General features: G+C 32.5%; 22 protein-coding genes. 3 read left to right on the plus strand and 19 right to left on the minus strand.

Features of this window, described 5'->3' with window-relative positions:
- Positions 1–145: 145 nt before the first annotated feature.
- From COE53_RS17680 to COE53_RS17700, 5 genes are all read right to left on the minus strand, one after another.
- Positions 146–334, minus strand: coding sequence for a hypothetical protein (locus COE53_RS17680; protein WP_069034614.1), 189 nt, complete (start codon positions 332–334; stop codon positions 146–148).
- Between the two features lie 172 nt (positions 335–506).
- Complete coding sequence (locus COE53_RS17685) at positions 507–1,355, minus strand: EcsC family protein (protein WP_069034615.1); 849 nt, start codon at positions 1,353–1,355, stop codon at positions 507–509.
- Positions 1,356–1,462: 107 nt separating this feature from the next.
- Complete coding sequence (locus COE53_RS17690; protein WP_069034616.1) at positions 1,463–2,653, minus strand: acetate kinase; 1,191 nt, start codon at positions 2,651–2,653, stop codon at positions 1,463–1,465.
- A gap of 90 nt (positions 2,654–2,743) precedes the next feature.
- Positions 2,744–3,736: a class I SAM-dependent methyltransferase gene (locus tag COE53_RS17695; protein WP_069034617.1), complete on the minus strand. Its 993-nt coding sequence runs from the start codon at positions 3,734–3,736 to the stop codon at positions 2,744–2,746.
- A 306-nt stretch (positions 3,737–4,042) separates the two neighbouring features.
- The gene (locus tag COE53_RS17700; RefSeq protein WP_069034618.1) at positions 4,043–5,086 is read right to left on the minus strand and encodes a phosphatidylglycerol lysyltransferase domain-containing protein; all 1,044 of its coding nucleotides are present in this window, start codon (positions 5,084–5,086) and stop codon (positions 4,043–4,045) included.
- Between the two features lie 165 nt (positions 5,087–5,251).
- Here COE53_RS17700 and proC point away from each other — a divergent pair, with 165 nt between their 5' ends.
- Complete coding sequence (gene proC, locus COE53_RS17705) at positions 5,252–6,058, plus strand: pyrroline-5-carboxylate reductase (RefSeq protein WP_069034619.1); 807 nt, start codon at positions 5,252–5,254, stop codon at positions 6,056–6,058.
- Between the two features lie 121 nt (positions 6,059–6,179).
- On the opposite strand, the gene tpx is transcribed toward proC, so the two are convergent.
- The 11 genes from tpx to refZ all read right to left on the minus strand — a co-directional run bounded on the left by tpx (position 6,180) and on the right by refZ (position 17,889).
- Entirely contained in the window at positions 6,180–6,680 is a 501-nt protein-coding gene (gene tpx, locus COE53_RS17710) for a thiol peroxidase (RefSeq protein ID WP_056472180.1), read from the minus strand.
- A 91-nt stretch (positions 6,681–6,771) separates the two neighbouring features.
- On the minus strand, positions 6,772–7,215 hold the full coding sequence (gene ytfJ, locus COE53_RS17715; RefSeq protein ID WP_069034620.1) for a GerW family sporulation protein: 444 nt from the start codon (positions 7,213–7,215) through the stop codon (positions 6,772–6,774).
- A 12-nt stretch (positions 7,216–7,227) separates the two neighbouring features.
- Positions 7,228–7,857, minus strand: coding sequence for a DUF2953 domain-containing protein (locus tag COE53_RS17720; protein ID WP_069034621.1), 630 nt, complete (start codon positions 7,855–7,857; stop codon positions 7,228–7,230).
- A gap of 184 nt (positions 7,858–8,041) precedes the next feature.
- A complete protein-coding gene (locus COE53_RS17725; RefSeq protein ID WP_175495628.1) occupies positions 8,042–9,616 on the minus strand; it encodes an amidohydrolase in 1,575 nt (524 codons plus the stop codon).
- A 105-nt stretch (positions 9,617–9,721) separates the two neighbouring features.
- Positions 9,722–11,296 carry an acyl-CoA synthetase MbcS gene (gene mbcS, locus COE53_RS17730; RefSeq protein WP_091023606.1) on the minus strand — a complete coding sequence of 525 codons (1,575 nt, stop codon included), beginning with the start codon at positions 11,294–11,296 and terminating at the stop codon, positions 9,722–9,724.
- A gap of 211 nt (positions 11,297–11,507) precedes the next feature.
- A complete protein-coding gene (locus COE53_RS17735; RefSeq protein ID WP_069034624.1) occupies positions 11,508–12,380 on the minus strand; it encodes an aldose 1-epimerase family protein in 873 nt (290 codons plus the stop codon).
- Positions 12,381–12,519: 139 nt separating this feature from the next.
- On the minus strand, positions 12,520–12,729 hold the full coding sequence (locus tag COE53_RS17740; RefSeq protein WP_069034625.1) for an alpha/beta-type small acid-soluble spore protein: 210 nt from the start codon (positions 12,727–12,729) through the stop codon (positions 12,520–12,522).
- 81 nt (positions 12,730–12,810) lie between these two features.
- Entirely contained in the window at positions 12,811–14,040 is a 1,230-nt protein-coding gene (thiI, locus tag COE53_RS17745) for a tRNA uracil 4-sulfurtransferase ThiI (RefSeq protein ID WP_069034626.1), read from the minus strand.
- 4 nt (positions 14,041–14,044) lie between these two features.
- Positions 14,045–15,187 carry a cysteine desulfurase family protein gene (locus COE53_RS17750; protein ID WP_091023608.1) on the minus strand — a complete coding sequence of 381 codons (1,143 nt, stop codon included), beginning with the start codon at positions 15,185–15,187 and terminating at the stop codon, positions 14,045–14,047.
- Between the two features lie 96 nt (positions 15,188–15,283).
- A complete protein-coding gene (gene ezrA / locus COE53_RS17755) occupies positions 15,284–16,984 on the minus strand; it encodes a septation ring formation regulator EzrA (RefSeq protein ID WP_069034628.1) in 1,701 nt (566 codons plus the stop codon).
- Between the two features lie 257 nt (positions 16,985–17,241).
- Positions 17,242–17,889: a forespore capture DNA-binding protein RefZ gene (refZ, locus tag COE53_RS17760; RefSeq protein WP_069034629.1), complete on the minus strand. Its 648-nt coding sequence runs from the start codon at positions 17,887–17,889 to the stop codon at positions 17,242–17,244.
- A gap of 147 nt (positions 17,890–18,036) precedes the next feature.
- Between refZ and COE53_RS17765 the strand changes: the two genes are divergently transcribed.
- Positions 18,037–18,525: a GAF domain-containing protein gene (locus tag COE53_RS17765; protein ID WP_069034630.1), complete on the plus strand. Its 489-nt coding sequence runs from the start codon at positions 18,037–18,039 to the stop codon at positions 18,523–18,525.
- A 706-nt stretch (positions 18,526–19,231) separates the two neighbouring features.
- On the plus strand, positions 19,232–19,834 hold the full coding sequence (rpsD, locus tag COE53_RS17770) for a 30S ribosomal protein S4 (RefSeq protein ID WP_056472146.1): 603 nt from the start codon (positions 19,232–19,234) through the stop codon (positions 19,832–19,834).
- Positions 19,835–19,986: 152 nt separating this feature from the next.
- On the opposite strand, the gene COE53_RS17775 is transcribed toward rpsD, so the two are convergent.
- From COE53_RS17775 to COE53_RS24420, 3 genes are all read right to left on the minus strand, one after another.
- Positions 19,987–20,358: a hypothetical protein gene (locus tag COE53_RS17775; protein ID WP_254664611.1), complete on the minus strand. Its 372-nt coding sequence runs from the start codon at positions 20,356–20,358 to the stop codon at positions 19,987–19,989.
- Between the two features lie 135 nt (positions 20,359–20,493).
- Positions 20,494–21,075 (minus strand): YdcF family protein, encoded by a 582-nt coding sequence (locus tag COE53_RS17780; RefSeq protein ID WP_069034632.1) that lies wholly within the window; start codon positions 21,073–21,075, stop codon positions 20,494–20,496.
- Positions 21,076–21,281: 206 nt separating this feature from the next.
- Positions 21,282–21,416: a hypothetical protein gene (locus COE53_RS24420; RefSeq protein ID WP_088013475.1), complete on the minus strand. Its 135-nt coding sequence runs from the start codon at positions 21,414–21,416 to the stop codon at positions 21,282–21,284.
- Positions 21,417–21,470 lie beyond the last annotated feature (54 nt).

Below are 21,470 nucleotides of genomic sequence, written 5' to 3' on the forward strand. Positions count from 1 at the left end.
GCTAAAGAATCTCGCCCCATGGAAAGCGAGCATCCTGTAGTGGAAATCAACATCACTGTACTCCTTTTACGAAAATTTGGTAATGTAACAGCGTGGAAAAAGCTAACAATTAATTTGTTAGCTTTTTCATTTTGTGAGTACCAGTTTATTCATTTTCGCGCTTTTGAATTTGTAAAAGAGTGTCTCCGATTGTTTTTAGTTCCTCTTTTAGTCGGATGGTTTCATTCGCAACTTTTTCGGAAGATGCTTCTTTAATTTGCTTGTTTAGTTGGTCAGCCACTTTTCGTAACTTTCCGATGGATTGTTCTAGTTGAAAACTTGATGTAGGCTTCATAATTGTCTCCTTGAATGGTTTTCTTTTAGCATACCACATACTCGTTTACAACCAAACGGGTATTCGATTAACTAAAGGTAAATTGCCTAATGGAGATTGAAGTATTTCGGTTTCAACTCATTCTACATTAAAAAAAGCTAACAGATAATTTGTTAGCTTCTCAAATTGCGATTTAATCTGTTGGTTCTTGGTTTACCCGTTCCGATAATATACGATATTGATAAAATTTCTTTGTATATTCTAATACGTTTTTTGTAAAAGATTCATTCCATTTTGCCCCAACAGAAACTCCTAATAAAGGAATACCACCTAAAACTTTATTCCGTAATGAATGGATCATTAATAACTTGCACATTTGTAATATGACAGTGTAATAGACCCCTTCTCCATTAAATTGATTTTCCCAAGTTGCAAATACGTCAGAATCCTCATGCTTTAAAATATCGTTCATTAACTTACTCCAAACAACGTATTTTTCGTTTGATGGGAGGATTGCACCTTGTAGTACTTTTAAACTACATTCCATTTCTTTTGGAATACTTACATCATAACCATAACAAAGTGCTATTTCTTGTACCGTTTTAAGATTAATAAATAATAAAGCCGGTAAATCACCAAATAAAGCAAGCTTTGTACTAGTTCCACTTATTCCACCTTGAACACTTGAGACTATTAATGCTTTCGATATTTCTTGTTCAGCTAAAAAATTCAATTGTCTTAATGGTAGCTTTCTTAGATCACTTATTGTCTTAACATCACTTCTTAAAATTTGTGCTCGATTAAGTATATCTAATTTCTTTTCTTGAAACTGTTTTGTTGTTTGTATTAAAGATTGAGTGTGGAAAAAAGCAGTTGAAAAAAATTCATTAAAAGTATTCGAATAGCTCTGGGGTATTTTTTGGAGGAGAAAATTAGAAGCATTTTGATACATTAGTTCTAATTTATTTAAATTTTGCTGTTGTTTCTTTTCAATCAAATCGTTAAGTTCGAGCCATAAATTATACTCTTTCATTTGATCCATACTATCACCTCGAATATAAAAAAAACGTAGAGCCAAAAAGTGATCTCATTTTAAGAATATGAGTTCATCTATTTTTGTATGCTCTACGTTTATGTTTACTAAACAGATTATTTCATTCCAACTCGTACTACATCTCTTGCAATTACAACTTCTTCATTAGTTGGAATTACAATTACTTTAACTGGAGAGTGATCAAAGCTAATGAAAGCTTCTTTTCCTCTAAAGTTATTTTTACTTGGGTCAAAATACACACCCATAAATTCAAGACCTTCTAAAACAGCTTGACGAATTTCCGGTCCGTTTTCACCAATACCAGCAGTGAAGATAATCGCATCTACACCTTTCATACGTGCAGCATAAGATCCTAAATATTTGTGAATACGTTCAATGAATACACTTTGAGCGATTTTAGCTCGTTTATTACCTTCTTCAGCTGCAGTCTCAATATCACGTAAGTCACTTGAGAATCCAGAGATACCAAGCATACCACTTTGTTTATTTAATACATCAAGTACTTCCTCAGCTGTTTTACCCGTTTTTTCCATAATAAATGGAATTAAAGCTGGGTCTAAGTTACCTGAACGAGTTCCCATTGTTACACCAGCAAGTGGAGTGAATCCCATTGAAGTATCAATTGATTTTCCACCTTCAACTGCAGCAATACTTGCACCATTTCCTAAGTGACATGAAATAAGTCTTAATTCTTCAAGAGGTTTACCGATTAATTCAGCAGCTCTTTCTGTTACATACTTATGAGATGTACCGTGGAATCCATATTTACGAATACCAAATTGTTTATAGTACTCATAAGGTAAGCTATATAGGTAAGATTCTTCAGGCATTGTTTGATGGAATGCAGTATCGAATACAGCTACTGCAGGAATATTTGGTAATAATTCTTTAAATGCACGAATACCAACTAGGTTAGCTGGGTTATGAAGTGGTGCTAAATCAGAAAGTTGATCAATTTGTTGTTCAACTTCTTCAGTAATTAAAGCAGAATCTGTAAATAGTTCTCCACCGTGAACTACACGATGTCCAACTCCATGAATTTCATCGAATGAAGAAATAATTCCTAAACCTGTTAGCTTTTCAAGAAGCATTTTTACTGCAACAGAATGATCAGCAATATCTGTTACTTCTTTAATTTTTTCCCCGTTTACTGAAATTACAAAAACGCTATCCTTAATACCGATACGTTCTACTAAACCAATTGTAAGTACTTTTTCGCTAGGCATTTCAATTAATTGAAATTTTAATGACGATGAACCTGCATTAATAGCAAGAATATTTGCCATGTTTTTACATCTCCTTTAAACATGAAACTGTTATATTTTTTTAGCTGAAATTATTATAACACAAATTAGTTTACGTGTTTAAAAGTTCAATTATTGTAAATTTTCTTTAAACCATTCATTCATTTGAAGCATAATATCTTCAACTGCTTTCATATTCGATAACTTAGGGAAATCAACTAATAAAGCCTGTTTTGGCTTCTTCATATTTTCTGCATTTTTGCGGATTATTAATATACTTTTTTGATGTCTTTCGTCCTTAAAGGCAGATACTGGCAACTGTATCAATCCTTGAATAACGCCTGTTTCATTAATATAGCTTTGTAATTGCGCAGATTGCTCTGAAGTAAATAAGTGATTTGGAACTAGCGAGATGAAAAATCCTCCAGATTTTAAGTAGTTCATACTTTGCTCAATAAATAAATGATGAGCATAAGACATGCCCTCTTTTGCTTTTAAAGTAAACTCTTTTGCACGTTCTGCATTTGGATAAAAGCCAATTGGTAAATCACAAACAACAAGATCAACCGGATCTACAAATAAAGGTGCTAAACTGTCTTGATTAAATAATTCAATTTCATGGCCAAGTAAGTTGCCAATAACAAATGCGATTCTAACAAGAATGTCATCTACATCGATTCCAACAGAATCAGTAAATTTATCTTTTGAAGAATTTAAAATTGTTAATAGAAGATTTCCAGTACCAATTGCCGGATCTAAAATAGTTAAATTTTGTTTACCCTCAGTAAGCTTTCCTACTAAATAAGTAATAATAAAAGCAATACCATCTGGAGTCATTTCATGGTTTGTTTGTACCCCTTGTTTCATTCCTTTTAGTATCGCTAATTGAAATGCTCTACGAATACTCTCATTATCTTTTGACGCCGATGTAAATTGATGAATTGTATTCATCAGTTTATCTTTTTGTGGACCATTAATTTCTTCTTGTAAAACTTCCCCTTCAAAGAAATTTTCACCCGTTTCAATTAATGCCTCTAAATAAGAAATTTCTAAATTATCTTTTAAACATTCTGTCGATTCATCTATGTAATTAAATAAAAATTCCACTGAATTCTCTTTTAGCATTTTTCATTCCTCACTTTCATAATAGAACAGTCATTGTGTTTCATTATACGTATGGCTTTTAAACGTGTCCACTTTATTAAATTCTTCTATTAGAAAGTATTTGGTTTTTTTAATCATTTTTAATCCAGTACTGTTAATTTAATTTTAATGGATGAATGTTTGCTTTTAATTAATACATTTTGAACTTTTTATGTAGTTTTAATTTTTTTGTATTGAATTGGAATTAATGGCATTATGACGAACAGTATCATTTTCATAAAGCACTACTGAATACATAAAAAAAGACCTCCTTTATTGAGGCCTTCGTTAACTAATTTTTACTTTTTTCTTTTCTAACGGCTTCATAAATCGAGTGATATAGTTCAAAGATTTTGTTCCATGAACTAGGCGATATAAGCTTGTGATAACCGATAGTAGTGTATATGGTTTGTATGCTAAGTACTTTGATTCCCATTTATTTGCAAATTTACTTTTAAAAATTAATAATCCTTTGAAGTTATAAATTGAGTTACCATATTTAAAGATCATTTTTGCAGATTTCTCGATGATTGATGATTTTGAATCTTGGCCAACATTTGCTAATGGTGCCATTCCAAGGCTGCAGCTTTTAAATCCATTTTCTTTTGCCCAAAACATAATTGAAACAAAAAGCATATCCATCGTTCCGTATGGTAATTCTTTTAAATATCTCATTAAATCAATTGTTATATTTTCGCCTTGAATTGGTAATGTCGCAAAAGCAATAACTTGACCATTTTTATCCCTTAAGATTCCGATCGGAAAATTTGAAACATAATCAAAATGAAATGAACCAACTGAAAAGGATAGCTCTTCTCTTCCGTTTAACCATACATCTGAGACCCCTTTTAGCTCTTGAAGTAGACCTATAGAATATCCAGGCATAGACACTTCAAATTGATATCCTTGTCGGATGAATTTGTTCCTTTTTGTTCTTAGTTTTGCTCCTTTTTTACCTGCAATTTCGAAATTTTCTAATTCAACTATTGCTTCTTCACCTAATTTCAACAATCGATAGCCAGCTTTTTCATACAACATCTTTGAGTTTTCGTCTATTTGATAAAAGCACGGAGTACACTTCATACTCCTTGAATAATTTTCAAACTCCTTTATTTTTTCAAAAGAAATCTCACCAATTGGATCACATAGAACAACTAATTTATTCCCCTGTTTCCGGTAAACAAATGCAGATTTTTGATCTTCTGAAAGAAATACTTTTTTATCTCCAAGTAATCCTAAATGTGTTAATGAAGTTCCACCATATGTTTGAATAAGTTGTTGAATAATCTCAATTGTAGTTTTATGATTTGATTCTTTTAAAATTTGTTTCATAATACCCCCAAAATAAAGAGTCAATTTTCTTTACAATTTCTATTTTACAAAAAATAATTCCTTGTGGATATCCATACATTAATTTTTTTTAATAATGTATTGTTTGGTAATATTTAACCCCTCCTGTATAATTCAATTTATTAAATATATTGGATGTGAGTACAAATGAATAAGAAAATTGGTTTTATTGGTTGCGGTAAAATGGCTCAAGCTATGATTGGTGGGTTAATTGAATCGAATGTAATTGATAAGCATCAAATTTATGTAAGTGCAAGGTCTAATGAAACACTTGTAAAAGTGAAAGATTTATATAATGTTCACACATTAAATAGTAATATCGATTTAGCAATGCAAGTTGATTATTTGTTTTTAGCAGTTAAACCTGATTTATATCCAACTATTATTGAAGAAATTAAAGAAGTTATTTCAAATAATACTGTAATCATTACGATTGCCGCTGGAATTACTTTAGAAGGTGTAGAGAAATCCTTCGGTAAAGAGGTTAAAATCGTTAGAACAATGCCAAATACTCCTTCATTAGTTAGAGAAGGAATGAGTGCACTTTGTCATAATCAAGTAGTGACCAATGAAGAGTTAAATGAAGTAATGGAAATTTTCAATAGCTTCGGAAAATGTGAATTAGTAAATGAAAAATTAATGGATGCGGTTCCTGCTGTTAGCGGTTCTTCTCCAGCTTATGTTTACTTAATGATCGAAGCTTTAGCAGATGGAGCTGTATTACAAGGAATACAGCGAGACCAAGCATATAAGTTAGCTGCCCAAGCTGTTTTAGGTGCAGCAAAGATGGTACTTGAAACTGAATTACATCCTGGTGAATTAAAGGACCAAGTTTGCACACCAGGTGGTGCAACAATAGAAGCAATTGCTGAATTAGAAAAAAAAGGCTTCCGCTCATCTATTATTTCTGCCATGGAACGTTGTACTGAGAAATCAGTTTCTTTAGGTAAATGATTTTAGCAACAGTCTAATAATACACACTGAGGCATTCATATTTGTGAATGCCTTTTTAATGCAAAAAAAAACTGCCGAGATCTACTCGACAGCCTTTTACCTCTTAATAGAGTTATTACTATTATTTTGCAGCTTTTACAGCTTCGATTGCTGCTTCATAATTCGGATGAGTTGTACCTTCAGCTACGTACTCAACGTAAGTAACAACATCATTTGAATCTACTACGAATACTGCACGAGCTAATAAACGTAATTCTTGCATTAAAACACCAAATGCTTCACCAAAAGATGCATCACGGTGATCAGAGTAAGTATGTACATTTTCTAAACCACTTGCAGCACACCATCTTTTTTGTGCGAATGGTAAGTCCATTGAAATTGTTAAAACTTCAACGTTTTCTACGTTTGATAATTCTTCGTTAAAACGACGAGTTTGTGCATCACAAATTCCAGTATCTACAGAAGGTACTGCGCTAATTAAGCGTACTTTACCAGCTGAAGCCTCTAAAGTTACAGGGCTTAAATCATTTGCTAATACAGTAAAGCTTGGAGCTTTTTCTCCTACTTTTACTTCTTGTCCAATAAGAGTTACTGGATTGTTTTTAAATGTTACAGATGCCATGATATTTCCTCCCAAAATTACAAAATGTTCACAACATTTATCTTACTGGAAGGAAACCATGAATGCAATTAACTTTACTTAAATTTTATATTTAATCTAAATCTGTATCAAAAATTGCCTCATCATCAACTGAATTATCATTTTTCTTCATATATTTTTTTGCTTTTTCAAGCGCTTGTGGCGCTAAATCCATCAGCTTTTCAATTAAATGCGTGTTTTGATCTAAGTGAAGTAATTTTACTCCATCTTTGTTAACGATTAGAAATGCAATTGGAGTAATTGATGCACCTCCACCTGTACCTCCTCCAAATGGATGTGGACTTCTTACTTCAGCTTCTTTAACACCATCTACTAAATGGTAATTTCTGAATTCACTTCCACCAGCTGCAAAGCCAACCCCTACTTTTGATACGGTTAAGATTAAACTTCCATCTGGTGTTGAAATTGGATCACCAATAATTGTATTTACATTAATCATTGCTGATAAATTTTCCATTGCCGCGTGCATTAAGTCTCCAATAGGATGTTGACTCATTGTTAATCACCTCTAATTAGTTTCGATTGGATGTGTTGCTTTAAAGTCTTTTCTAGTTTTTAAATATGCTTTAAGTAATAATAGTCCCGCAAAGACTGCCTTTCGTACCGAAAATGAAAACCGTATCTTACCAGTAGTTTCCATTACAGATGTATAATAATTGGGCGTGATATCTATAGTTGGCGGATGATGAACTATCGTAAATTTCTTTAATAAGTTTTCAAAAATTCCGATTGCACTATAAGCTGTTCCAATTGATATCCCTGTTAAAGCAGAATTTCCGACACCAAAATGAATGTGATAAGTTAAATTGTAAATTTGTACAGTGTTTAAAAATTTTGTAATGATAGTATGTCCGTTGGAGTATAAATTTATGAAAAAATCAATTTGTTGAAAGACAGACAAATCCCTTTTTTTCTCTAAATCTGATACGTCCTCCTTTACCTCTTTCGGTCTCTTTAATGGAATCGTAAAGGCGAAATGCAATAGGTTGTTCAAGATAGACAGTTTAATATTCATAAATCGTTCTTCATTTGTATAAACGGATAAAATATTAACTTTCATATTTATAAACAGGACGAAAATGATTAACAGTAAAACAACGATTGCAATAAAAATTAGAATAGAGTATATGTAAAGCAAAAAACCACCCTTTTTTGTATCAGTATGGGCAAACCAACTTCTGAATAAACAAAAAGAATGGTAAAATTACATACCATTCTTTTCGAGTAGTAAACTATAAGATTTTTGAACTTCGTTGATAAATTCTAGTTGCTTGTTGATCATAAACAACTTCTCCAACACATTCGCTTGTCCTTTTCATAACTTAATCATGACTTTTATAAACAATATTTCCTCGGCAAATAGTTTCACTACATTTAACATAAAGTAGATCATCTTTTTCTAACTCAAATGGATTTTCATCAAATAAAATAAAGTCAGCAGAATATCCTTCTTTTATGAGACCTCTTTTATCTTCTTGACGAAACGATGCCGCACTATCAATCGTATAAAGTTTAATTGCTTCATATAAGCTAATTGCTTCCTCGATATTATACGCTCTCCCGTCTTTGGCTTTTCGGGTAACCGCTGTATATATACCTTGCCAAGGATTAATTGTATCAATCGGTGTATCTGAACCATTTGCTATAGCGATTGATTCATTTATCAGCGTTTTAATTAAATATGCAAATTCATTTCGTCTTTGACCAATACGTTCTACTAACCATGGATAATCTGCATAGATAAATGAGGTTTGTACATCTACAACGATGTTTAATTCTTTCATTTCCTCGATTAATTTTGGAGATAAAAGTGCACAATGTATAAATCGGTCAGGTAGCTGAGTTTGATTAGGATATTTTTTAACAACATCAATGGCTTGTTTAACGGCTAAATCTCCAATCATATGAAATGCTATCGGCAATCCATTTTCACGTGCTTTTTTTGTAATTACTTCTAATTTTTCTAAAGAAGTCACTTGTAATCCTGTTATGCTTTGATTGTCGTCATAAGGTTTTTCTAACAGTGCAGTTCGACCACCAAAAGAACCATCAATAAATGCTTTTACGCCTCCAAATGATACATTCTTATTACCTTTATGTAATCTTCCTTTGACTTCATCCAAAGTCGTATGATGAATTAAAACATGAGTGTGAAATGGAACTTCATTTAACAATCGCTCATATAAATCAATCACTAGATTTGCATTTCCATAGTATGATAAATCCTCTGTTACCGCTCCAACGATTCCGTATTGGTAACAATCTTTAATAGCGGAAATGATTGCTTTTGACAAATACTGATCGTCAGGTGCCGGCATCGCTTTAATGATTAAATTGACAGCTTCATCATACAATAATCCGTTTAAACGACCATCCTCAAAGTAGCCTATTTGTCCTCCATCGATTTGCATTTGTTCATTTATTGCTGCATGACTAATTGCAAGAGAATTTACAAAGTAGACATGTCTACAAGTTCTCTTTAATACAAGTGGATTTGTGCTTGATAAACTATTTAAATCGTCAACTTGGAATACGGCTTTTGATTCCCATTCGTTTTCATTCCATCCTTCCCCGACAATCCATTCATTCGGGTGCGCGTCCTTTACAACTTTTTTCATTCGATCAAGCATCTCTTCATATGATTGACACTTTGACAAATCTACACGATTCATCGCTTCACCATGACCAATTAAATGCAAATGACTATCTATAAAACCTGGAAAACCGATTTTTCCATTACAATTAATTTTCTCAAATTGTTCACCTTCTAAAAAAGAAAGCAAGGATTCAAATGTTCCTGTTTTTAAAATTTTTTCATCTTCAGTAATGATTGAGTCTACCGTTTCCCCTTCACTTTCCATTGTATAAAATAAACCATTATGCCAAAGCTTCTTCATTTCATTCCACCATCCGTTCATTATCTATATTCGTTTATCATTTTGAAAGATAAATAATCCTAAAACAAAAAAAGAGGGAATTTTCCCTCATTTTAACATAAGTATTTAATTCGATTCACGTAATTGTTCCATCGCACGTAATTCTACTCGGCGAATTTTACCAGAAGTTGTTTTTGGTAGCTCTTGGACAAATTCAATTTTACGTGGATATTTATATGGTGCAGTAATTTTTTTCACGTGTTCTTGTAGTTCAGATACTAAGTCATCTTGATTTGTAGCATTTTCAGTCAAAACAACAAATGCTTTAACAACATTACCACGTAATGGATCTGGACTAGCAACAACCGCACATTCTTTTACAAGCCTATGTTGTACTAACGCATCTTCTATTTCAAAAGGACCAATTGTATAACCAGAACTAATTATTATGTCGTCACTACGTCCATCAAACCAATAATAGCCATCTTCATCTTTCTTAGCTCGGTCACCCGTTAAATAATACTCACCTTTTCTTTGTGCTATTGTACGATCCATATCATTATAATAATGTTTAAATAATGCTGGAGAGCTTAAATGTACCGCAATATGCCCCACTTCATTAACCCCGACTGGATTTCCTTCATCATCAACGATTTCAACTAAGTTTCCTGGTGTTGGAATCCCCATTGAACCTACTTTTGCTTTAATATCCTTCATCGTCCCGATTAATAATGTATTTTCAGTTTGTCCATACCCATCTCTTACATCAACATTGAAATGCTTTTTAAATGTACGGATTACTTCTTGATTTAAAGGCTCTCCTGCTGATACAGCACTTCTTAAAGCTGGTAATTGATATTGATCTAGATTTTCAACCTTTGCCATAAATCGGTATTCGGTTGGCGTACTACAAAATACAGATATATTATGCTCCTTTAGTAATGTTAGGAAAGTATCTGCATCGAATTTCCCTTCATAAAAGAACCCTGTTGCCCCGCTGCCTAATGTCGCTAAAAATGGACTCCATATCCACTTTTGCCATCCTGGCCCTGCAGTCGCCCATACAGTATCATCTTCTGTCACATCTAGCCAATTCGAAGCAACTGTACGAATATGTGCATACCCCCAACTGTGAGTGTGTACGACACCTTTAGGATTGCCAGTCGTTCCTGACGTATATGAAATAAACGCTAAGTCATCACTTTTTGTTTCCACAGTTAATACATGTGCTCCACTAATTGCTTGGTCATTTAATGAAGTCCATACTGTTTGTTGATTATGAATAGTAAATAATTTATATTTTCCAGTTTTAGCAATCTCGCTAAATGTACCTATATATTCATCATGCGATACAATCGCTTTTACTTCACTATGTTCAAGACGGTATTGAATATCCTTAACCGTTAACATTTCAGATCCTGGGATTACAACACATCCAATTTTTAAAATAGCTAAATAAACTACATAAGTCTCAATACATCTAGGCATCATGACAAAAAGTTTGTCCCCTTTTTCGATGCCACTATTTTTAAATGTAAAAGCATATTGGTGAACTTTATTATAAAGTTCCTTATATGTTAATTGATGGGATTCGCCATTTAGGTCAACCCACTTTAACGCCACTTTATCAGTTGAGGCAAATTTTTCAATTTCCCAAACGAGATTATATACTTTTGGAGCAATTAGACTTGTACTGTTCATCTTAGTTAGTCCCCCTTTTGATCATTACTAAAATTATATTTTGAATTTTGCAAAATAGAATAATAATGGTTTCGTTAATTGTATAGTCAATTCCTGCTATTTTTCGACTATTTTTCAGAAAATTTAAACAAAAAATCACAAAAAAAATAAACCATCCAAAAAAGATAGTTTATTTGATCTCTAAACTCCTAATTACGTACCTTTTATTTAATCAATCACTTTCAACTGTAATACTGTATGTGCAAGTAAATGTTTCATTTGGATTTAGCATTTGAATACCAAGTCTATTTTTCATTTCTTTTACTGGGCCGATTTCATCTGCAACTCCATACCATGGCTCAATACATAGAAAAGGTGCTGTTGGTGTAGTCCATATTCCGACGTATGGAAACCCTTCAAAATGAACTTTGATCGCATTACGATGATTTTTCGAACGAATTGTCAGTACGTTTTTATTAAGTTTTTCAAAAATTAATGCATCATCCTTAAAGAGTTCTCGGGTTAATGGTAAGTTTTTAATATTTTGACCAATTAGTTCTCTTTTGCCACTTCGATATGATCCTTCTAATTTAATTGTTTCTAATCTTTCTTCCTCTTCAAATTCTAGGTAATAATCCTCAAAAGTTTCATCTTCCAAAAGAGGTATATTAAACGCTGGATGAGCTCCTATTGAAAATGGCATTGATTTCTCATCATTATTTGTTACAACATATTTAATAAAAACAGTGTTGTTCTGAATCTTATAATTAATATTTAAAGAAAATTGAAATGGATATTTTAAAAGCGTTTGTTCACTACTGTTTAACTCATAGTTGATATAGTCTTCCTTCATTTCGGTTAATTGAAAATCCATATCTCTTGCAAAACCATGTTGAGAAAGCTCATAAACTTTATCATCGACTTTATATTGATTATCAATTAATTTACCTACATTCGGAAATAAAACTGGTGCATGTCTCCCCCAATAAGCTGGGTCAGCATTCCATAAATAATTTAAATTATCTTTTTTTGTATAGATACCCGTCAACTCTGCTCCCTGTGATTTAGTTGTAATTTTAATAAATTCATTTTCAATATATGACATGAACAGGTCTCTCCTTTAATTTATTCCCTCTATTATAGCAAAGTTAATATTAAATATTAAATCAAGCGAAGAGCATGTAGAACAAATAGAAAAGAGGTAGGTTTTACCCTACCCCTTAATCCATAATTATTTAAATTTATTAACGAGAATATCCACCAAGGCTTTGTTCAGCCATTTGTACTAAACGCTTTGTGATTTCACCACCAACAGAACCATTAGCACGTGAAGTTGAATCTGGACCAAGGTTTACACCAAATTCTGTAGCGATTTCATACTTCATTTGGTCTAAAGCATTCTGAGCACCATCAACTAATAATTGATTGCTACCTGAATTATTTCTATTTGACATGTGTTGTCACCTCCTTGTGAGTATAGAGTGTGATAAAACACATATCTTCATTCATCTTTTTACTGGTAATTTTTAGTAATTTTATAAAAGTGCGTCGATATCGATTTCTTCTTCTTTTGTTGACGATTGATTTCGAATCATTTCGTTCTCAAAAATGATTGATTCTCTATTAACTACAGCTTCATTTATTAGTTCAGTAAAGTCAAAACGACTCTCGTAACGAGCCACCTTATCACGTTTTGGTTTTGTAGTTGGATTAGCTGGAGTAAAGATTGTACAGCAATCCTCATAAGGTCTAATACTGATATCATACGTATCAATTTTTTTAGCAATATCCATGATTTCTAATTTATCCATAGCTAATAATGGTCTTAAAACTGGATAATTAGTTACTTCATTGATTGTATGCATACTTTCTAATGTTTGGCTTGCCACTTGACCTAAACTTTCACCTGTAGCTAAAGCAAGTGCTTTTCGATCAACAGAAACTTGCTCAGCAATTCTAAGCATAACGCGTCTCATAATTGTCATTGTATAGCTTGCAGGCATTTCTTTATGAATTGCTTTTTGAATTTCAGTAAATGGTATAACATGCAAAGTCACTCGTCTACAATATCTAGTTAGTTTGCTTGCTAAATCAATAACTTTTTGTTTTGCACGATCACTCGTAAATGGCGGACTTTCAAAATGAATCGCTTCGATTGACACGCCTCGTTTTAACAACATGTAGGCTGCCACTGGACTATCGATACCTCCAGATAGTAGTAACATAACTTTTCCGCCAACTCCAACTGGATAGCCACCTGCACCGTATTCTTCTCCACAAGTAATATAAGTCGCATCGTCACGCACTTCTACTCGTACAGCTACATCTGGCTGATGAACATCTACAGTTAAGTGTTCTGTATTTTGAAGTATATACCCACCTAGCTCGCGATTTAATTGTGGCGTATTTAATGGGAATTGTTTATAACTACGTTGTACGTTCACTTTAAATGTTTTAACACTATCACCAAGCTCGTTAATAGCCTCAAGAGCACCTTTTTTAATTGCATCTAATTCAGTATCAACTTTTCTAGCATAACTAAACGTATGAATTCCGAAAACTTCTTTAAGATTGGCAGCAACCTTCTCATGGTCTTCACCATTTAATTTTATATACATACGATCACGCGTTGCAGTGATTTTAATTTTTTCAAAAGCTTTTAATCGATTTCGAACATTTTCTCTTAATATACTTGTAAATCGGCCTCGATTTTTTCCTTTTGTAGTCATTTCTCCATAACGAATTAAAATATATTCTACATTCATGCTGTTACCCCATTACTTTATATAAATTTTTAATTACTTCTTTAATTATTTTGTTAAACTGCTCTACTTCACTCATTGTATTTTCATAAGAAAGACTGATTCTGACAGCACTACTTGCTACTTTTTCGCTTTTACCCATACTTTGTAGTACCCGGCTTATCTCAAAAGTTTTAGAAGAACATGCTGATTTTGTAGAAATAAAAACATTTTCTTCAGATAGAGCATGGACAATTACCTCAGGCTTTAATCCTACAAATGAAATATTTATTATATGAGGAGCAAAATCCGATTCTGGTGAGTTCAATACAGCGTAGTCAATCATCTCTAAATTTTGAATAAGTTCATTTCTCATATTATATAGGTGATCATTCATTGTTTTTTGTTTTTCTAGCATGATTCTAAGCGCTTTTGCCATCGCAACAATTCCTGCTAGATTTTCCGTACCTGAACGAATCTCTCTTTCCTGTGACCCACCTGTCATTAAAGATGATAAGGTTACACCTTCTCTAATATATAAAATTCCAGTTCCTTTTACACTATGAAATTTATGACCCGAAATAGATAATAAATCAATCGCAGCTTGTTTAATATTTAATGGTACTTTCCCTACCCCTTGAACAGCGTCAACATGGAAAAATATTTTTGGATAATCCGTTAATAATCGACCAATTTCTGCTATTGGTTGAATTGCTCCTGTTTCATTATTTACATGAATGACAGAAACTAATATCGTATCATCTCTTAACGCATTTTTTAATTGGTCAACAGAAATAAACCCCTCTTCGTTTGGGGATAAGTAAGTTACTTCAAATCCTAGATCCTCTAATTGTTTATAAGCTTCATAAATTGATGGATGTTCAATTTCAGTCGTAATTAAATGCTTCCCTCTTGAACGATGCATCATGGCAGTTCCCTTTATTGCTAAATTATTCCCCTCTGTACCACCTGATGTAAAGATGATCTCTGATGGTTGAACTGACAAAAGCTCAGCAATTTGGTTTCTAGCTTTTGAGAGTAATTGCTCTGAGCGTCCACCTAGCTTATGAATCGAAGAGGGATTTCCAAAAAACTGGTCCGAAACAGTAATATATGTGTCTAATACCTCTTTATAAGGTTTAGTAGTCGCGCTATTATCAAAATAAATCATATTTTTTCCGTACCTCCATATTGCTTGAGTCCATTTTTCATTATATCTGAAAACAGACGAAACCCCTAAGATTTTCATCTATAGGGGTAGTGTGTACTATTGTTCATTTAGTATTTCTTGTAATTTATCGATTGCACCAGGTTCAATTTTCTCAATTGAAACGGCAGCTTCTTCTAGAGCTTCATTATATTGAAATTCTCTAAATAATTGCTCTGCCTTGTCCATTGACGTTGCCATTTGTACATTTTTACTTCTATAGCGATTTCCATATTGTATCACTTTTTCTACGAAATATCCTTGTTCAATCATATATTTCGTATCATTATAACAAACATGTACTGCAGTTGCTGCTTTTTCTAGTAAAAATGATACATGCGCCATTTTTAATGGTTTTTTCTCTAATTCCAAATAAACAATTTGCATACTTTCTTGAGCATCTTGTATTTGTTTCATAGATGAAACTGGCATACCAGGCAAATTAGAAATTTGAACAAGACGTTTGACCTCTAACATTAATCGTTTCATTTCAATTAATTGATCACGAGCTTGTAATTCATCTTTTCGAAGTGCTTTTAGCATTTCAACATACATCAAATGAGATTCTTTAACATCTTCCATTTGCTTTTTTAGTAAATCTAATTCTTCTCTTATGACAGAAAATGCAAGGTCTTGTTCTGCTACACGAATCTGCAATAATTCAAAGCGTTTTGTAATGATACTAACTTGCTTTTCAACCATTTTTTGAGCTTGAGTATCTTCATCACTTAATTCATATATTTGCTGAACTAATTGAGTCTCTTCTTTTGTTTTTAAATTATCTTCTCGAATACTTTGAATTTCTTCCTGAGAAGTCCATATTTCTTTTTCTACTACAAATTTACTCTCTACTTCTTTTTCTAATAAATCATAGATTGAATCGACTTTTGCTTTCACAAATTCAAGCTTGTCATTCGCTTCTGTGATATCTAGTTTTTTAATTAATTCGACACATTCGATACATATTTTAGAACAATCGATTGTTTCATTTTCTAATGCTTCAAAATCAAGCGCATATCCTTCTGCTTTCATTTGCTTTAAACCATCAGTTAAATTATGTATTTGAGAGGGCATCGTAGTAGAAGATTCAATATATAAATCCGGTATGATTTGCATATTTGATTTCAATATATGTACTTGATCAGCAATTTCATGCACTAAGCCTCTTGCTTCTAAATAGTTTCCTTTTTCAGTTGTTTCATTAAATAATTGGATTTGTTGTTTGATATCATCCATTTTTTGTTCCAACTGAGTTTCAGAAATTGAATATAAATGACGATGAGTTAATAAAAGCTTTCTTTGCTCAAGATACTCTTGGTTTAATATTTCAATATCCGAATTATTTTGTTCTTCACTACCTACTAGGTCGCTTACCTCATTTAGAATTTTTTCGATGTTTGATTCTGCTTCAGTTAGGCTTCCTTCAATTTCACTAATCCCTGCTTTAGCTTTCATGAAATGATATTTATTAATCGCCTCATCTATTTCTGAGATCGAATCAGTTACTTTTGGTAAAAAAGTTGTAACTAGTTCATCCCAATCGGTTCTCCATTTATCAAAAAGCTCTTCCGTTTGGCCGGTCATATTTAAGGCCTTTAGCTTTGAAAGTTCATCCGTAACTGGCTTACTCATTAACTGCATTCTCCACGCTTCAAGTTCATCGAGTTTTTTGAATAAACGTTGTCGAATTGTTAAGGCTACAATCATTAATGCGATAACAATAGCTATTACGACTAAAATTACATAGAATGTCATTGTCATTTTCCCTGATGTACCTCCTTTTACTGCCTTCTGAATCTATTTATTTGTACGTTAATTTTTGAATTAATAAATTGCTCTTTATTTAGGTCATAGTTAATAATAACATGATAAAGTTGATTTTTGGCTTAATTTTTTCAATTTTTTCATATTTTTATCAAACTATAATAAATACTGTAAAAGCTTGTAGAAATTTCAGATTTTTAAACAACGAAAAACGCCTTTTCATTGTGATTTTTCACAATGAAAAAGGCGAACTTTTAGGATGAAAGTTCTACTCGAGTAACAAGTCTCTCATCCATATCGAATAGTGATTCGATCCATTTCTCTACATACTCTTTATATCTCTCAAAAAAATACAGATCATTTTGCTGTATATACAATACTTCATTTAAATAGCCTGGAAATAAGTACGGTGTTGAAAGGAAGGATTTTAATTGGACGAAAAAGACTGAAAATGGCATTGTTAGTTTCGCATTAGACATACGAATAGCATCATAAATTTGAGTAAAAGTATAACGCTCTCTTGCTAAATAGGTCATCATAATTTCACGAATGAAGACAGAGTCGATTGTCAACTCTCTGTAAAAAATAGAAGCATATTCCTTTTTTAAAAAGTAATAATTAAGTACTTCTCCAACAAGGTTCATTAAAATTAAATTTGCGTTTTTATCATACAATGACAAACAATGTTTATCTAAAATTTCAATATATCCTTCTAAAAAATCTACTATGATATGTTCAAGTAAACCTTGTTTACCTTTAAAATAATACGAAATCGTCGCAATATTTACATTTGCTTTTTTAGAAATATCCCTTACTGAAGTACCTTGGTATCCATTAATTTTAAATAACGTAAGCGCTGTCTCGATGACTTTCTTCTTTGTTGCAAGTTTATCTTGCTCCATACTCGTCACCCTCTTTTACAAACATCAATTCCTTTATTAATTAGCGAAATACTAATAAAATCCTCTACAAATCGGTCGACAAAATTACCAGTATTCTTTCGAAATATGCTATGATATTTCACATGAAATAGGGAAAGGGGTCTACAAATGTTTCAAAAAGTCGAATATTCAGGTACAAAAGAACAACAATATAATACTCTAACAGCTCAAGTTAAAGCCTTAATAGATGGCGAACATAACCTAATAGCTAATTTAGCAAATACATCTGCCTTATTAAATCAGTTTTTGCACCAAATAAATTGGGTAGGATTTTATTTAAAAGATGGAGATCGCAATGAATTAGTATTAGGCCCATTTGTAGGTCTTCCTGCGTGTGTGCGTATACCATACGGCAAGGGAGTTTGCGGCACATCTGCTCAAACAAAAACGGTTCAAAGAATCGATAATGTTCACGATTTCCCAGGCCACATCGCTTGTGATGCTGCATCAAATTCAGAGATCGTTATTCCTTTAATGCATAACGGTGAAGTAATTGGTGTATTAGATATCGATAGTCCGGAATTTAATCGCTTTGATGAAACGGATCAAAAATATCTTCAAGCAATCGTTAATTTAATTGAAGAAACAATTAGATAAGAAAATTTGATTTCTAAAGGAATCCTTTATTGGATTTCTTTTTTATATTGGGGTCAATATAAAAAATCTATCGTCTCCTAACTGAAAGACTATTGATAATATATTTTTTTAATTAACTTGCAAAAATTTAACATAATTAACGTCATTATTATTACAAATATCTTTTTTGAGGCACTATTTTTAATGCTTTGTAAGTCGTGGATTATCTATTACTTGCAACTAGATTACTAAAGCGAAAATCATACGTTTATAAGACAATTCTATTGTTTTTAAGATTATTCTTTTTTATTAAGAAGTTGATTGGAACGAAAGGNNGGGATTAGCGGGAAGGCTAAAGACCCCGCAGGCTTGCCGAGGAGGCTCAAGAATCTCGCCCCATGGAAAGCGAGCGCACTGTAGTGGAAATCATACCACAAAGCTTATTTATCAATGATAAGATTAATTGACAAAGTTCTTTTTATAAAAAGCTAAAAACAAAACTGCCCTTGACTATTTTATACTATCTGGTTATAATATTTTTTGTGTAAAATAACGCAGCGTTGTAAGCACAGGCTTGATATTTATTTTGTTCCTCTACTGTTTAAGAGGTGTCATCGCGTAACTCTGGCTGCTGGAGCGAGGATACATGAAAGCAAAATAAACAAACTGGGGCTACACGAACGTTTTTATTTTACTCCAAAATAAAAACTAAAGGAGGAGACACTCAATGTCTCGTTATACAGGATCTACTTGGAAATTATCTCGCCGTTTAGGCATTTCATTAAGCGGAACAGGTAAAGAATTAGAAAAACGCCCTTACGCACCAGGTCAACACGGACCTAACCAACGCAAAAAATTATCAGAATACGGTTTACAATTACAAGAAAAACAAAAACTTCGTCACATGTTCGGTGTTAATGAGCGTCAATTCCGTCGCACTTTTGATATCGCTGGTAAATTAACTGGTAAACATGGTGAAAACTTCATGATCTTATTAGAAACTCGTTTAGACAACGTAGTTTACCGTATGGGTCTTGCTCGTACTCGTCGTGCTGCTCGTCAATTAGTTAACCACGGCCACATCTTAGTTGATGGCAAACGTGTAGACATCCCATCTTTCCGTGTGAAAATTGGCCAAACTATCAGCTTACGTGAAAAATCACAAAACTTAGCTGTAGTTAAAGAAGCTGTTGAAGTTAACAACTTTGTACCTGAGTACATCACTTTCAACGCTGACAAATTAGAAGGTACTTTCAACCGCTTACCAGAGCGTTCTGAATTACCAGCTGAAATCAACGAAGCTCTTATCGTTGAATTCTACAACCGTTAATCATATCGCTTCTTAGAAAGCGATGAGAAACCACAATCAAATTTGATTGTGGTTTTTTTTATATTTATTTTACACCATAAAAAAAAGCCCTCGACTTTACTCGAAGGGCTACTTATGCGGAATTGAGAGGTGTATTAAAATAACATTTTATTTTATTTTAATTTCACTACCGCTAAGTCATGTTGCATTGCATTATTACCTTCTTGAGGATCAAATGCAATGTCACTAAGTCCAAATACATTTACTACAACATCACGATCTTTCGGATGAAGAATTCTTACTTCATAAGCAAATAAAGCTGCTGGAAGTTGGAAAGATCTAAATGTTCTATATTGATTTGGTGGAATTGTTACTGTAGATGGGTCAACCATAGGAAGAATCACAGGTGAACCACTTGACCAGTCAAACATTAATACACTCACAGAACGTGAGTCATCCGGGTCAACATTAAGAGCTTCAACTGTTAAAAACTGAGTACTAGAATGTCTTCTTAATACGCCAGTTGATAAAAATTTTGACGACATCAACGTCACTCCTTTCATATTATTTGGACAAGCAAATCCATATAATATAAAATGTTTCAATCAGTAGAAATGAAACGGACATTGGTACAAATTTAATTCATAGTTTTTATAAAAATGATAGATTGCCTACAATGATTACATTTGTTTATAGTAGATAGCTTTTAAAATAGATAAACATTCTCTAAAGTATGCTGTCGGTATGATAACTTTTGGTGTTTTTGCAGGAAGTCCGACTACATTCAACCCTTGTTTTTTAGCCAATTTTAAAGATCTAAATAAATGATAATCATTTGAAACAACGACTACTTGAGCTTGATCGTTATGAATGAGCTTTTTTGAGAATTTCATATTCTCGTATGTATTTGTTGATAAATCTTCCTTCACAATTCGATCTTCTTCAATTCCTAATTTGATTAATTCAACCCTCATACATTCAGCTTCTGATATCAATTCATCATTACCTTTTCCACCTGAAACAATAATTTTTGCACTTTTATTTTCCTTAGCATATTTAGCTGCTGTTTCAATTCGATAACGTAAAGCTCTAGTAGGTTTATCCTTTTTCAAACCAGCGCCTAATACGATGATATAATCTGCATTTTTAGGTACTTTATGCTGATATTGTAAAAAGCTATTTATACCGATAAAAACGATACAGAATACATAACTTAGTATCCCAATAATAATTGTATATGTAATTATTTTAAAAAAGCTCATTACCTTTATCCCCTTAAATAAAATTACTTTAGCTTTTATTTTATCGGATAATTAAGTGGATTTCACTAAAATTTGAATATTGCATAAACATTTAACATTATTCCTCATAAAAAGTTAGACTACAAATAAAAAATCCCCTATATGAAAAGAAATGGATGGATGTCCTTTCTTTCATATAGGGGATTGATTCAAAATTATTTATTCAACTATCTAGGATACTTTTCGCCCATTGGATTATGTTGATCCTTTGAAAGCCTTTTTTGATGAGCTTTCGTTTTTGCATCTACATGATTTGCATCACTAGGACGATTTTTCTTTGAACCACCTGCTGCATGACTCATTTTTTTCCCTCCATTAACCAGTTCGTACAAAAACTAGTTTACGTAGAAACAATT

Origin of the sequence: Bacillus sp. AFS029533 (assembly GCF_002585125.1) — a bacterium.
Classification (GTDB): Bacteria; Bacillota; Bacilli; order Bacillales; family Bacillaceae_G; genus Gottfriedia; species Gottfriedia luciferensis_B.

Excerpts from the sequence above, each read along its gene's own strand:
- COE53_RS17735 (WP_069034624.1), bottom strand. The coding sequence starts at position 12,380 with ATGTCATATATTGAAAATGAATTTATTAAAATTACAACTAAATCACAG.
- COE53_RS17775 (WP_254664611.1), bottom strand. The coding sequence starts at position 20,358 with ATGTCGTCAAAATTTTTATCAACTGGCGTATTAAGAAGACATTCTAGT.
- thiI (WP_069034626.1), bottom strand. The coding sequence starts at position 14,040 with ATGAATGTAGAATATATTTTAATTCGTTATGGAGAAATGACTACAAAA.
- tpx (WP_056472180.1), bottom strand. The coding sequence starts at position 6,680 with ATGGCATCTGTAACATTTAAAAACAATCCAGTAACTCTTATTGGACAA.
- COE53_RS17695 (WP_069034617.1), bottom strand. The coding sequence starts at position 3,736 with ATGCTAAAAGAGAATTCAGTGGAATTTTTATTTAATTACATAGATGAA.
- COE53_RS17725 (WP_175495628.1), bottom strand. The coding sequence starts at position 9,616 with ATGAAGAAGCTTTGGCATAATGGTTTATTTTATACAATGGAAAGTGAA.
- COE53_RS24420 (WP_088013475.1), bottom strand. The coding sequence starts at position 21,416 with ATGAGTCATGCAGCAGGTGGTTCAAAGAAAAATCGTCCTAGTGATGCA.
- rpsD (WP_056472146.1), top strand. The coding sequence starts at position 19,232 with ATGTCTCGTTATACAGGATCTACTTGGAAATTATCTCGCCGTTTAGGC.
- COE53_RS17750 (WP_091023608.1), bottom strand. The coding sequence starts at position 15,187 with ATGATTTATTTTGATAATAGCGCGACTACTAAACCTTATAAAGAGGTA.
- ytfJ (WP_069034620.1), bottom strand. The coding sequence starts at position 7,215 with ATGAGTCAACATCCTATTGGAGACTTAATGCACGCGGCAATGGAAAAT.
- COE53_RS17740 (WP_069034625.1), bottom strand. The coding sequence starts at position 12,729 with ATGTCAAATAGAAATAATTCAGGTAGCAATCAATTATTAGTTGATGGT.
- COE53_RS17680 (WP_069034614.1), bottom strand. The coding sequence starts at position 334 with ATGAAGCCTACATCAAGTTTTCAACTAGAACAATCCATCGGAAAGTTA.
- COE53_RS17690 (WP_069034616.1), bottom strand. The coding sequence starts at position 2,653 with ATGGCAAATATTCTTGCTATTAATGCAGGTTCATCGTCATTAAAATTT.
- ezrA (WP_069034628.1), bottom strand. The coding sequence starts at position 16,984 with ATGACAATGACATTCTATGTAATTTTAGTCGTAATAGCTATTGTTATC.
- proC (WP_069034619.1), top strand. The coding sequence starts at position 5,252 with ATGAATAAGAAAATTGGTTTTATTGGTTGCGGTAAAATGGCTCAAGCT.
- refZ (WP_069034629.1), bottom strand. The coding sequence starts at position 17,889 with ATGGAGCAAGATAAACTTGCAACAAAGAAGAAAGTCATCGAGACAGCG.
- COE53_RS17685 (WP_069034615.1), bottom strand. The coding sequence starts at position 1,355 with ATGGATCAAATGAAAGAGTATAATTTATGGCTCGAACTTAACGATTTG.
- COE53_RS17780 (WP_069034632.1), bottom strand. The coding sequence starts at position 21,075 with ATGAGCTTTTTTAAAATAATTACATATACAATTATTATTGGGATACTA.
- mbcS (WP_091023606.1), bottom strand. The coding sequence starts at position 11,296 with ATGAACAGTACAAGTCTAATTGCTCCAAAAGTATATAATCTCGTTTGG.
- COE53_RS17765 (WP_069034630.1), top strand. The coding sequence starts at position 18,037 with ATGTTTCAAAAAGTCGAATATTCAGGTACAAAAGAACAACAATATAAT.
- COE53_RS17700 (WP_069034618.1), bottom strand. The coding sequence starts at position 5,086 with ATGAAACAAATTTTAAAAGAATCAAATCATAAAACTACAATTGAGATT.